The sequence below is a fragment of the Terrabacter aerolatus genome (assembly GCF_007991735.1).
Taxonomy (GTDB): domain Bacteria; phylum Actinomycetota; class Actinomycetes; order Actinomycetales; family Dermatophilaceae; genus Terrabacter; species Terrabacter aerolatus.
Map to the genome: position 1 here is coordinate 16,129 of NZ_BJYX01000010.1, position 12,006 is coordinate 28,134.

The 12,006-nt window shown below is 74.1% G+C and carries 10 protein-coding genes; 5 read left to right on the forward strand and 5 right to left on the reverse strand.

Annotated features, from left to right (window positions below):
• Nucleotides 1–108: 108 nt before the first annotated feature.
• The 3 genes from TAE01_RS10730 to TAE01_RS10740 all read right to left on the reverse strand — a co-directional run bounded on the left by TAE01_RS10730 (nucleotide 109) and on the right by TAE01_RS10740 (nucleotide 5,145).
• Nucleotides 109–1,575, reverse strand: a complete 1,467-nt coding sequence (locus TAE01_RS10730; protein ID WP_147066246.1) for a DUF5719 family protein — start codon at nucleotides 1,573–1,575, stop codon at nucleotides 109–111.
• Nucleotides 1,572–4,724 (reverse strand): glycosyltransferase family 2 protein, encoded by a 3,153-nt coding sequence (locus tag TAE01_RS10735; RefSeq protein ID WP_246111267.1) that lies wholly within the window; start codon nucleotides 4,722–4,724, stop codon nucleotides 1,572–1,574. The genes TAE01_RS10730 and TAE01_RS10735 overlap by 4 nt, the downstream gene beginning before the upstream one ends.
• A gap of 154 nt (nucleotides 4,725–4,878) precedes the next feature.
• The gene (locus TAE01_RS10740) at nucleotides 4,879–5,145 is read right to left on the reverse strand and encodes a WhiB family transcriptional regulator (RefSeq protein WP_147066250.1); all 267 of its coding nucleotides are present in this window, start codon (nucleotides 5,143–5,145) and stop codon (nucleotides 4,879–4,881) included.
• 245 nt (nucleotides 5,146–5,390) lie between these two features.
• Between TAE01_RS10740 and cofD the strand changes: the two genes are divergently transcribed.
• Complete coding sequence (gene cofD, locus TAE01_RS10745) at nucleotides 5,391–6,386, forward strand: 2-phospho-L-lactate transferase (RefSeq protein ID WP_147066252.1); 996 nt, start codon at nucleotides 5,391–5,393, stop codon at nucleotides 6,384–6,386.
• On the forward strand, nucleotides 6,383–7,441 hold the full coding sequence (locus tag TAE01_RS10750) for a coenzyme F420-0:L-glutamate ligase (RefSeq protein ID WP_147066254.1): 1,059 nt from the start codon (nucleotides 6,383–6,385) through the stop codon (nucleotides 7,439–7,441). Before cofD ends, TAE01_RS10750 begins: the two co-directional genes overlap by 4 nt.
• Before the next feature lie 27 nt (nucleotides 7,442–7,468).
• Here TAE01_RS10750 and TAE01_RS10755 read toward each other — a convergent pair whose 3' ends face one another.
• Nucleotides 7,469–8,440 carry a zinc-binding dehydrogenase gene (locus TAE01_RS10755; RefSeq protein ID WP_147066256.1) on the reverse strand — a complete coding sequence of 324 codons (972 nt, stop codon included), beginning with the start codon at nucleotides 8,438–8,440 and terminating at the stop codon, nucleotides 7,469–7,471.
• Between the two features lie 52 nt (nucleotides 8,441–8,492).
• Between TAE01_RS10755 and TAE01_RS10760 the strand changes: the two genes are divergently transcribed.
• From TAE01_RS10760 to TAE01_RS10770, 3 genes are read left to right on the forward strand one after another with little or no spacing between them, the layout of a single operon-like run.
• A complete protein-coding gene (locus TAE01_RS10760; RefSeq protein ID WP_246111268.1) occupies nucleotides 8,493–9,227 on the forward strand; it encodes a biotin transporter BioY in 735 nt (244 codons plus the stop codon).
• Between the two features lie 22 nt (nucleotides 9,228–9,249).
• A complete protein-coding gene (locus TAE01_RS10765) occupies nucleotides 9,250–9,960 on the forward strand; it encodes an energy-coupling factor ABC transporter ATP-binding protein (protein ID WP_147066258.1) in 711 nt (236 codons plus the stop codon).
• 26 nt (nucleotides 9,961–9,986) lie between these two features.
• On the forward strand, nucleotides 9,987–10,619 hold the full coding sequence (locus TAE01_RS10770; protein WP_246111269.1) for an energy-coupling factor transporter transmembrane component T family protein: 633 nt from the start codon (nucleotides 9,987–9,989) through the stop codon (nucleotides 10,617–10,619).
• A 3-nt stretch (nucleotides 10,620–10,622) separates the two neighbouring features.
• On the opposite strand, the gene TAE01_RS10775 is transcribed toward TAE01_RS10770, so the two are convergent.
• The gene (locus tag TAE01_RS10775) at nucleotides 10,623–11,849 is read right to left on the reverse strand and encodes an NAD(P)-dependent malic enzyme (RefSeq protein ID WP_246111270.1); all 1,227 of its coding nucleotides are present in this window, start codon (nucleotides 11,847–11,849) and stop codon (nucleotides 10,623–10,625) included.
• Nucleotides 11,850–12,006: the final 157 nt, after the last annotated feature.

The following is a 12,006-nucleotide window of genomic DNA, read 5'->3' on the forward strand; positions in this document are numbered from 1 at the left end:
CACCCGGACCCAGCCGCCCGGGTGGGTCCGGGTGGTCCGGGTTGGGCCAGACAGGTCTGGGTCCACGACGCGCACCGGGCGACCGGTGCGCGTCTCGGCCGCCTCCCGTCAGTTGCGCACCTGGCGCACCGGGACGGACAGGGCTCGGACGGGCGCGTCCGTGAGCGAGGCCACGGAGAAGAACGGGACTCCCCCGTCGACCCCGGAGACGGAGACCGCTGCGCGCGGCGCTCCCATCGTCGGGACGACCCAGACGCTGTCGGCATCGCCGACGGGCACGGCCACGGTCGAGTCCGCCGGGACGTCGACGGTCGAGACCTGTGCCCCGTCACCCGTGCCCAGACGGGCCTCCACGCGGGCAGGCGACGAGCCCGCAGTCAGCAGAAGGCGTTTCGTCGTGCCTTCGAGGCCGGGCAGGAGGACGCCGGCCACTCCACGCAGCCCCGGGGTCGCCGGCGACCAGCCGAAGTCACCCATCTGGTCGGCGGTCGTCGCTCGGCGCTCGGCCCAGGCCGCCGCCACGAGCGGCTGGTCGGAGCGGATGCCGAGGCCCATGGCGGCACCGTTGGCGGGAAGCGGGACGTCGACGGTCGAGCCGGCGGGGACCCGGACCGCCCTGAATTCGTCGGGCTGCACCGGCCCCTTGTCGGTCAGGAGACGCACCTGCGCCAGCGCCTCGGCCTCGCCGGGGTTGGCCAGTCGCACGAAGGCGTCGCCTCCGGTCTCGACACCGGGCACGACGAGGTCGGTGCCCGGGGCGCTGGCCCTCGTCGCGTCGTCGATGCCGCGTCCGGTGGCGCCGAGGATCCACTGGTCGTCGAGCACCGCCGAGACGACGCCGCCGGTCGCGCTCACGTGGACGACGGGCGCGGCCTCGTTGGGTGCCATGGCGTCGAGCGAGACGACCTCGCGCGACAGCGGGGCGATGGAGACGCTGCGCTGGCTCGCCGCGTCGACGGGCCCGGCGGTGCCGAGGACCTCGAACGAGACGCTGACCGCGTTGGCACCGGGGTTGCTCACGATGATCCGCTCGGTGCGCGAGGGACCACCGCCACCACCGACGAGCCACACGTCGGACGAGGGCAGCTGGCACGGCGTCACGACGAGGCCACGGTCGTCGTCACCCGTGTGCCGCCACACCTGCGTGGCCACGAGGCCGGGGGCGAGGGCCCCGTCGGCCTTGGCGACGACGACGTCGGAGCCGCTGACGCCGGCCGAGACCACGGCGCCCCGGTCAGAGGTCTGCGCGAGCCCCCTGGCCGATGGCCCGGCGAGGAGCTGGATGCCCCCGGCGCCGCCGGACGGGGCGCCGGACACGACGCCGGTGTCGGGCGCAGCCGCGGCGACCGAGACGTTCCCCTGGACGTCACGCAGGCCGGCCGCGCCGAGGCGCTGCTGACCGGGGCACACGAGAGACGCGGCGTCGACGAGCACGTTGGACGACTCGGGCAGGCCGACACGCTCACCCGCCGTCGCCAGCTGCACCGAGCCGCCCACTCGCGTCGCGCCGACCGCGACACCGGTGGCGACCAGCGCCACCGCCGCCGACCGGACGATGCCGGACACGTTCCTCATGTGCGCCTCCTCGAACGTCGGTTGCCGAAGGGCAGCGCCATGAACACGACGAAGGCGAGCAGCACCGCCTGGCCGAGGCGCCACCACGGCTGCGCGGCCGCGAGATCCACCTCGAGCGTGCCGGAGGTGCCGGGCACGGCATACGTCGGCTGTGCGGCGCCTGCGACGGGCTGCAGCTCGGCGCCGTCGAAGGTCACGCGAGCCTGTCGGGACCACTCCCGCGGCTCGGCGAGCACGAGGAGACGTGGCGCCGCACCGGCGGGAAGGACCGTGTCGACGGCAGCGTGCGGGCCGACCGTCGGGACCGTTGCGACCAGTCTCCCGTCGGCGTCGACGAGTCGTGCGCGCGACGGAGCAGCAGCAGCCTCGGCGCCGTCGGCGCCCGGGAGCGGCTGGACCTTCCACAGGATGCCGCGCGCACTCGAGCCGAGCCGGCTCAGACCCTCCGACGCGTCGAGCCGTCGAGCGAGGGGCGAGTCGGCCGCGCCGGCCACCTGGACGAACCCGATGCCGAGGCGGGCCAGGGCCTTGGAGTCGAGCGAGTCCGCACCCCGGCCACCGACGATGTTGGCGACGGCGTCGACGAGCGGCGCGTCGTCGGCGTCGGCCGGTCGGTCGAGGTCACGGAGCAGCTCCCCCGGCTCCTGGCCGGCGAGGACGAAGTCGACGACGTCGTCGGAGGGGCGCAGCAGCAGCAGCCGGTTGCCGAGAGAACCGCTGCCCTGCTCGATGGCGACCGCCGGCAGCGTCGCCTGCCCGACCGAGAGGGTGCGGCCGATGCCCTGGACGCCCCAGACTGCGGCACCTGCGAGCACCGGGAGGACAGCGACGGCTGCGACGACGACGGCGACGACGAAGCCCCAGCGTCGCCCCGGACGGACCACGGACTCGAGCACGACACGGCTGCCTGCCAGGACGCCGACGAGCAGGCCGGCCCACCACAGCTGGACACCCAGACCGGCCCAGAGGTGGGCCGGCGCCGACTGACCCACACCGGTCTCGGCCGAGCCGAGGACGACGCGCTCCGAGGCGAGCGCACCGGCGAGCCCGACCACGGCGAGCAGTCCGCCGGCGAGCATCCCGACGGACTCGGCACGGCTGCGGCCGCGCACGCCGAGTCCGACGATCCCGAGCAGCACGAGGGGCGCTCCGAGCCACGCCACCCAGGTGGTGGCCGCGGTCTCGCCCAGGACGTGGCCCAGGACACCCCACGGGCTTCCGTCGACGGAGGTGGCGACGAGGCCCGGGCCGGACAGGAGCAGGCGGGGGTCGTCGACGAAACGGACGATCCACGGCCCCAGCAGGGCCCCGGGCACGACGAGCAGCACGAGCGCCCGGGCGCGGCGCATCCCGGGACCGAGCACGAGGAGCACCAGGGCTGCGACCGCGGCCAGGGCGAGCAGTGGTGGCGCGAAGGCGCCGAGCACCGCGGTGGCGAGCGCCGTCGCGAAGGTGGCGGTGAAGGTGCCGTCACGACGCGCGGCGAGACAGAACCCGGCGAGCACGAAGGGCAGCAGGACGTGCACGACCGCCACGGTCACCCGCCCCTCGCCGAGACCCGAGACGGCGACTCCTGCCGTGCCCCAGGTCAGCGCGGCCAGTGCCCGGGCAGGACGCGACGAGGTGACGACGCGCGCCGCGAGGTAGCTCGACCAGGCGGCGAGTACCGGCGTGAGGAAGAGCAGCCAGGCGATGGTGACTCCGGCGCTCGACCGGCTCTCGGCGACTCCCGGGACCTGCTCGGCCAGCCAGGTCAGGGCCGAGAGGACGGCGAGGTGCGGGCCGGACTGGGCACCCGTGCCGAGGCCGGCCCCGTGCCAGGCGTCGCGGAAGGCGTGCCACAGGCCCGCCGAGTCGGTGGCCACGGGACGCAGCTCACCACCGGCGACGCCGGCGTTCGTCGGGGAGAGCGCGCCGGCACGGATCGTGTCGCGCCACGCGGCGACGCTGGCGACGAGGACGGCGGCCACGGCGAGGAAGCCGGGGTGGGTGACGACGCGGCGGGGCAGCGAGGCCGGCAGGTTGTCGAGCGACTCGGACTCGTCGGCGACGGGACCGGTCTCGGTCGTCGCCGCGGCCTCGCGGCGGGCGCGAGCACGCTCCGGCGTGATGGCGTCCTGGATGTGGTCGATGGTCGTGCGGGCCGCCACGGACGGGGCGACGAAGAGTGTGCCGAGGTGGTCGCGACGAAGTCGCTTGGTCCGCCGGCCGCGCCACCGCGCCCCGAGGGTCGCGAACGGGTGCAGCAGGGCCGAGACGTCGGTCAGCTCACGCCAGGCCTGCCTCGGGCGCTTGGCCACGAGCAGGGTCAGGGACGCGACGAGCGCCGAGAGCGCCATCCAGATCGCGAGGAAGGGGGCGGCGAAGGGCGAGCACCGGGCGAGGGTCACCTGGCGGGCGGCCCGTCGGCCCCGTCGCTCGAGCTCGCGCGGCGACGCGACGCCCGGACGTCGCCCTTCGAGGCTGGCCGACGCGTCGCGCACGACGGCTGCGGGCACGACGATGACCCGGTGCCCGGCCAGCTGGGCGCGCCAGCCGAAGTCGAGGTCGGCGCCGTGGTCGACGAAGGCGGAGTCGAAGCCGCCGATGTCATCGAGGACGGAGCGCCGCACGAGCATGCCACTCGTGCTCACCGCGAGGACGTCCGCGCGGTGGTCGTACTGGCCCTGGTCGGCCTCGCCGCGCACGGGCGAGCCGAGCCGGCGTCCGGTGCGCGTGATCTGGATCCCCATCTCGACGAGCCGCCGCGGGTCGTCCCAGCTGACGAGCTTGGGCCCGGCGACTCCGACGGACTTCGAGCGCAGGCCCGCCTGGAGCAGCTGCGCCAGCGCGTTGCCCCGCGGGACCGAGTCGTCGTGGATCACCCAGACCCAGCTCGCCGTCGGGTCCTTCGCCTCGGGCAGCGTCGCGATGCCGCGCTCGACGGCGCGGCCGAGGGGCACGCGCGCGTCGAGGCGCACGACCTCGACGGACGCGATCGCTCGCCGCACACCGGAGTGCGCGTGGGCGATGGCGTTCGAGGTGTCGGTGCTCGCGACGTCGACGATGACGAGCCGTGCCGGCGGCAGCGTCTGGGCGGCCACGCCGTCGAGACACTGCGCCAGCCACGTGGCTCCGTTGTGCACGACGACGATCGCCTCGACGGCCACGTCCGGTCGCTGCCCGGTGGAGGGAGGGGCAGACAACGACGCGGACGACGCGCCCCGCGCGGCGGCGGGGGCACCTGGGTCTTCAGCGAGCTCATCGGGCACAGCGGCTACCTTCACCCGGACACCTGCAGGGCACCGGGTCCGAACCTCACGATCAGACCGCGCGCTTCTTCAGCTTGCGGCGCTCTCGCTCGGACAGGCCGCCCCAGATGCCGAACCTCTCGTCATTGGACAGGGCGTACTCGAGGCACTCGGAACGCACCTCGCAACCCACGCAGACCTTCTTGGCCTCGCGCGTGGAGCCGCCCTTCTCCGGGAAGAACGCCTCCGGGTCGGTCTGGGCGCAGAGCGAGCGCTCCTGCCAGGAGAGCTCGCCCTCCTGCTCACCCGTGTCCGACCAAACCACCATCAAATCGTGCATGACCCCTCCTCGACCCTGACGTGCACTGTGTGGATGCACTGTCGCACCGAGCGAGTTCGTTCTCAGGAGGTTCTGGACAAATAGGTCCATTGGTTCCAGAAGTACGTCCCCGACCGACTACAACAATGAAATTACATGCGTGTCATACGCCCCGCGTCAAGCCCGTCGGTGATATTCGCAGGTTCGAGGTGCCCGGGCCCACCCCGCGCGCACGATCGCGGACAGGCTGCTGAGAGGATCGGCGCATGCGCATCACCGCCCTGGCCGGAGGAGTCGGCGGCGCCCGGTTCCTCCGAGGCCTGCTCCACCACGCCCGACACACCTACCCCGTGACCCCGGATTCCGATCCCCTGCAGCTGACGGTCATCGGCAACACCGGCGACGACATCACGCTGTTCGGGCTCCGGGTGTGCCCCGACATCGACACCCTCCTCTACACGCTGGGCGGGGGCATCCACGAGGGCCAGGGGTGGGGCCGTGCCGACGAGTCTCACCACCTCGCCGCCGAGCTGGCCGCCCTCGGCGCCGAGCCGCAGTGGTTCACGCTGGGCGACAAGGACTTCGGCACCCACGTCTACCGCTCGCAGCTGCTCGGACAGGGTATGCCGCTGAGCGCGGTCGTCGACCGGCTCTCGTCCCGCTGGGGCCTCGGCGACCTCGGGGTCCGCCTCCTGCCGATGACCGACACCCCGGTCGAGACCCATGTCGTCGTCGAGCAGGACGGCGAGCAGCGCGCCATCCACTTCCAGGAGTGGTGGGTCCGGCACCGGGCCGAGCTGCCCGCCGAACGGTTCGTCGTGGCGGGCCTCGACCGGGCGACTCCCGCCCCGGGCGTCCTGGAGGCGATCCGCGAGGCCGACGTCGTCATCCTCCCCCCGAGCAACCCGGTCGTCTCGATCGGCATCATCCTCGGCGTCCCCGGGGTGCGTGACGCCCTGCGGGGCACCCGCGCCCCGGTCATCGGCGTCTCGCCGCTCGTCGGTGGTCGGCCCGTTCGGGGGCACGCCGACGTGTGCCTGCGCACGATCGGGGTCGAGGAGACGAGCGCCGGTGTCGCGGGTCTGTACGCCGACTTCCTCGACGGCTGGCTCGTCGACGAGGAGGACCCGATGCCGGGCGGCCGCGGCCTCGAGGTCCTGCGTCGGCCCCTGCTCATGAGCTCGGTGGACGCCGCCGCCGAGATGGCCGGTGCGGCCCTCGACCTCGGCCTGCGACTGCGGGCCGACCGGGCCACGGCGTGACGGCACCGGTCACGGTCACCCCGCTCACCGGCATACCGGAGGTGCACGAGGGCGACGACCTCGCCGACGTCGTGCAGGTCGGGCTCGACCAAGCCGGGCTGCACCTCGTCGACGGTGACGTCGTCGTCATCTCGAGCAAGGTCGCGAGCAAGGCGCTCGGCCTCGTGACCCACGACCCCGACAAGGACCGGGTCGTGCGCGGCGAGAGCGAGTACGTCGTCGCAGAGCGCGCCGTCGGCGACCGGGTCACCCGCGTCGTGCGCGCCAAGGCCGGGCCGATCATGGCCGCGGCCGGGGTCGACGGCTCCAACACGGGCGACCGCGGCGGCTGGCTGCTCCTCCCCCACGACCCCGACGGCGTCTGCGAGCAGGTGCACGACGCCCTCGTGGCCCGACACGGGGTCCGGGTCGGCGTCGTCCTGAGCGACACGGCCGGGCGCGCCTGGCGCGTCGGGCAGGTCGACTTCGCTCTCGGGGCCCACGGGCTCCGGGTCCTCGACGACCTGCGCGGCGGCACCGACGCCGACGGCAAGCCGCTCGAGGTGACGGCCCGCGCCGTCGCCGACGAGATCGCGGCTGCCGCGGACCTCGTCAAGGGCAAGGTGGCCGCGGTGCCCGTGGCGGTGGTGCGTGGCCTCCCCGGCGTCCTCGTGGACGAGCCGCTCGAGGCACACCCCCGCGGGCGCGACCTCGTGCGCACGGGTCCCGGTGACTGGTTCGGCTACGGCCGCGTCGAGGCCGTGCGTGCCTCGCTCGGCATCGAGCCCGGCAGCCCGGAGGCGGCAGCGGTCGGGGTCGCACCGGCGGCCGAGGACACCCGTCTCGACGCGGTGTCGCGTGCGGTGCGCGTGGCCCTGCACGGGATCGAGTCCGGCACGGCCGACGTCGGGAGGCTCTCGGTCACCCTCGGCGCCGACGGACCCTACGAGCTGGGACGGCTCGTGAGCCGACTGACCACGGCGCTGTGGTGCGAGTGGCTCGTCGGCGAGGCCGGACCGCCGTCGGCCGACGGCCTCTCCACGGTCGTGCGGATCTCCGGCGCCCACCCGGCCTGACGGCAGCCTCCCGCCGCCGGCGACGCGTCAGCCGACGGTGAAGACGACCTTGCCGAAGACGTCGCCGTCGACCATGCGGGCGAAGCCGTCGCGGGCGTCGGTCAGCGGCATCACCGAGTCGACCACCGGCTCGATCCGGCGCTGCTCGACGAGACGCGCGAGCTGGGCCAGCTCCTCGCGGGTGCCCATCGTCGATCCGACGACGCGCAGCTGCTTGAAGAAGATCTTGGTCAGCTCCGCCTTGGCCGGCGCGTCACCCGAGGTCGCGCCCGAGATGACGATGGTGCCGCCGGGCCGCAGCGAGTTGACCGAGTGGGACCACGTGGCCGCGCCGACGGTCTCCATGACGGCGTCGACCCGGTCGGGGAGCCGCTCCCCCGATGCGAAGACGCGGTCGGCGCCGATCTCGAGCGCGCGTTGCCCGCGGGCCTCGTCACGGGACGTCGCCCACATCCGGTAGCCGGCGGCCGAGCCCAGCTGGATGAGGGCCGTCGCGACGCCGCCCCCGGCGCCCTGGACGAGCACGGTGCCCCCGGGCTGCACGCCGGAGTTGGTGAAGAGCATGCGGTAGGCCGTGAGCCACGCCGTGGAGAGGCAGGTCGCGGTCTCCCACGACATGGACTCGGGCTTGGGCACGACGTTCCCGGCGGGCACGAGCACCTTCTCCGCGAGGGTGCCGTCGTGCAGCTCGGACAGGAGCGTGCGGCGCGGGTCGAGGGTCTCGTCTCCCCGCCAGCCGTCGGAGGGGACGACCGCGTGGACGATGACCTCGTTGCCGTCGGCGTCGACCCCGGCCCCGTCGCAGCCGAGCACCATCGGCAGACGGTCCGCGGCGAGCCCCACCCCGCGCAGCGACCAGACGTCGTGGTGGTTGAGCGCGGCGGCCCGCAGGTCGACCACGGTCCAGCCCGGACGGGCCTCCGGATCGGGGCGCTCGCCCACCACGAGGCCCGAGAGCGGGTCGGAGGAGGACTGACTGACGGCGTAGGCAGCGAGCATCCCAGCACCATAGTGACCGGGGTGCCTCTCGCGCCCCGGTAGGGTCCTGCGCGTGACCGACAACACCCCCGTGCGCAGCGCGCCCCGTCAGGCGCCGTCAGTCCCGCACGCCGGCCCCACCGACACCTTCGACACCACCGAGGCCGCCGACATCACCGGGGCCGGCTCGCCACACGACCACCCGGGTCGCGGGCGCGGCGCGGGGCGCGCGGGCCGAGGTGTCGACGCGCAGTCCGTGGCGCTCGTCGCCGTCTTCACGGCGCTGCTCGTGGCCGCGGCCGTCGTGCCCGGCATCCCCGTGGGTGGCCTGGGCGTGCCGATCACCTTGCAGACGCTGGCCGTCATGCTCACCGGGCTCGTGCTCGGTCCGGTCCGCGGCGGTCTCGCCGTCCTGCTCTACCTCCTGCTCGGCTTCGTCGGCCTGCCCGTCTTCAGCCGGGGACAGTCCGGCCCGCAGGTCCTGAGCGGACCGACGGCCGGCTACCTCGTGTCGTTCCTCGTGGCGGCCGTCGTGGTCGGGCTCGCTGCGCAGGTGGTGGTGCGCCGCAGCCGCCGTTCCCTCTGGGTGGCCCTGCTGCTGGCTGCCTCCTTCGTCACCACCGTGGCCGTCGTCCACGTGCTCGGAGTCGTGGGTCTCATGGTCAACCTCAAGCTGCCGTTGTCGGCCGCGGTCAGCGCCGACCTGCCCTTCCTGCCCGGCGACCTGGCCAAGGACGTCGTCGCCGTGGTCGCGGCCGTCGCCGTGCACCGGGCCTTCACCGACGTGCTCGTCCGCAGGCGCGCGTGACCCGGTCCGCGACGACGTCTCCGTGACCGAGGTCCGCCTAGACCGGGCCGTGGTCACGGTGCCCGACGACGGCTCACCCGAACGGCGGCCGCGCACGATCCTCGGGCCCGTCGACCTCGTCCTGGACGAGCGCCGGGTCAGCGTCGTCGGCGCCAACGGCTCGGGCAAGTCGACCCTGCTGCGCCTGCTCAACGGTCTCGTCGCACCCACGTCGGGCTCGGTCACGGTGGACGGTCTCGACACCGTGCGTGACGGCGGCCGAGTGCGCCGGCGGGTGGCCTTCGCCTTCACCGACCCGATCTCGCAGCTCGTCATGCCGACGGGGCGCGAGGACGTCGAGCTCTCGCTCCGCCGGAAGCACCGGTCACGGGCCGAGCGCCGTTCCGCGGCCGACGCGGTCCTGAACCGGTTCGGGCTCTCCCACCTGGCCGACCAGAGCGTCTACGACCTGTCCGGGGGCGAGCGCCAGCTCATGGCCGTCGCGGTCGTCCTCGCGACCGATCCCGGCCTGCTCGTCCTCGACGAGCCGACGACGCTCCTCGACCGTCGCAACATCCTGCGGCTGCGAGCCCTGCTCGACGGGCTGCCGCAGAGCGTCGTCGTCGCGACCCACGATCTGGACCTCGCCGCCGACGCCGACCGGACCCTCGTCGTCGACGGCGGTCGCATCGTCTTCGACGGCGAACCGCGAGCGGCCGTCGAGCACTACGTGCGGCTGGTCGACGGGTCGTGAGGGGTCAGGGCCTGTTTGCCGCCCCCGTGCCGGGCACCTCGCTCGTGCACCGGACGCCGTTGTGGCTCAAGCTCGTCGGCGTGCTCTGCGTGGGCATCCTGCCGTGGGTGACGTCGGCGGGGTGGCCGCTCGCAGTCGTCACGATCGCCCTCGTCGGGGTCGTCCTCGTCGCCCGGCTACCGGCACGCAGGCTGGCGCGCTCGATGCGCGGCCTCCTGCCCGTCCTGGTGGTGCTGCTGGCCTTCCAGTGGTGGGCGCACGACCTGGCGTATGCCGTCCGCGTCGTCCTCGGCATCGTCAACGCCTTCGTCGCCGCCGGGATCCTCACCGCCACGACGCCCGTCTCCGACCTGCTCGACGGGGTGGTCCGGGCCGCGCGGCCCCTCGGGCGAGTCATCGACCCCGAGGTCGTCGCCCTCACCCTCGGCATCGTCGTGCGGTCGGTGCCCTGGGTGGCCGGGTCCTTCGCGAGCGTGCGCGAGTCGGCCCGGGCCCGCGGCCTCGACCGTGACCCGCGAGCCGTCGTCGTGCCGTCGGTCGTCCACGTCGTGTCGTTCGCCCGGGCCACGGGCGAGGCTCTGGCTGCCCGCGGCCTGACCGACCCTGCCGGCGACGACGAGGCTCCCGGCCGGCACACCGCGCCGACCGGGAGCCCCTGAGCTTCAGCGCGCGGTCGCGACGCCCTCGCTCGAGGCGTGGGACGCGGGGGCGCTCGGTCGCCGAGGCGTGCCCGCGACCTCGTTCGCCACCGCGGCGGCGACGGCCGGCGCCACCCGCTCGTCGAAGACGCTGGGCACGATCCGGTCGGCAGTCGGCTCCTCGACGAGGCCGGCGATGGCACGTGCCGCCGCGAGCTTCATCTCCTCGGTGATCCGGCGGGCTCCCGCGTCGAGCGCCCCGCGGAAGATGCCGGGGAAGGCGAGCACGTTGTTGATCTGGTTCGGGAAGTCCGAACGGCCGGTCGCCACCACCTCGGCGAAGCGCCCGGCGACGAGCGGGTGCACCTCGGGGTCCGGGTTGGCGAGGGCGAAGATGATGGCCCGCGGTGCCATCCGCATGAGGTCGCGCTCGGCCACGGTGCCGCCGGAGACCCCGATGAGGACGTCGGCTGCGGACAGGGCGTCACCGATCGAGCCGGTCACGCCGCGACGGTTCGTCACCTCGCGCAGCTGCTGCTTGTGGAGCACGAGGTCGTCCCGGTCCGGCCCCAGCACCCCGCGCGAGTCCACGACGATGACGTCACCCACCCCGGCCGCGAGCAGGATGCGGCTCACCGCGACGCCGGCCGCCCCGGCTCCGGACACGACGACCGTGAGGTCCGTGAGGTCCTTGTCGACCACCCGCACGGCGCCGAGCAGGGCCGCGAGCGCGACGATGGCCGTGCCGTGCTGGTCGTCGTGGAAGACGGGGATGTCGAGGCGCGCCTGGAGACGCCGCTCGATCTCGAAGCAGCGGGGGGCCGAGATGTCCTCGAGGTTGATCCCGCCGTAGGTGGGCGCGATCCGCGCCACGGCGTCGACGATCTCGTCGACACTGCCCGTCTCCATGCACACGGGCACAGCATCCACGCCGGCGAAGTGCTTGAAGAGGACGGCCTTGCCCTCCATGACGGGCATCGCCGCGAGGGGCCCGACGTCCCCCAGCCCGAGGACCGCGGTCCCGTCGCTGACGACGGCGACGGTGTTGCGCCGGCTCGTGTAGACGGAGGCGAGCATCGGGTCGGCGGCGATGGCCAGCGAGACCTGGGCGACGCCCGGGGTGTAGAGGAGGGAGAGGTCGGCCGCATCGCGCAGGTCCGACGTGGCGTGCACCCCGAGCTTGCCTCCCTCGTGGACGCGGAAGACCGGGTCGGCGGGGTCGAAGGGCGGGATACAGGGCAACGCACTCATGCTGGGACACCTCGTTCGCATGGAGAGGGCGAGGGCAGACGCCCTCACCGGTGTGACAGTGCCGGGGGTCTGGCCTGCAAGCTCGTTCTCGCGACGGGGGTTGCCCGAAGTCGCCATCATGGCACGCCTGCGGCGCGCACCCAAGGGCCTCGGAGCC

Excerpts from the sequence above, each read along its gene's own strand:
- cofD (WP_147066252.1), top strand. The coding sequence starts at position 5,391 with ATGCGCATCACCGCCCTGGCCGGAGGAGTCGGCGGCGCCCGGTTCCTC.
- TAE01_RS10775 (WP_246111270.1), bottom strand. The coding sequence starts at position 11,849 with ATGAGTGCGTTGCCCTGTATCCCGCCCTTCGACCCCGCCGACCCGGTC.
- TAE01_RS10755 (WP_147066256.1), bottom strand. The coding sequence starts at position 8,440 with ATGCTCGCTGCCTACGCCGTCAGTCAGTCCTCCTCCGACCCGCTCTCG.
- TAE01_RS10740 (WP_147066250.1), bottom strand. The coding sequence starts at position 5,145 with ATGCACGATTTGATGGTGGTTTGGTCGGACACGGGTGAGCAGGAGGGC.
- TAE01_RS10730 (WP_147066246.1), bottom strand. The coding sequence starts at position 1,575 with ATGAGGAACGTGTCCGGCATCGTCCGGTCGGCGGCGGTGGCGCTGGTC.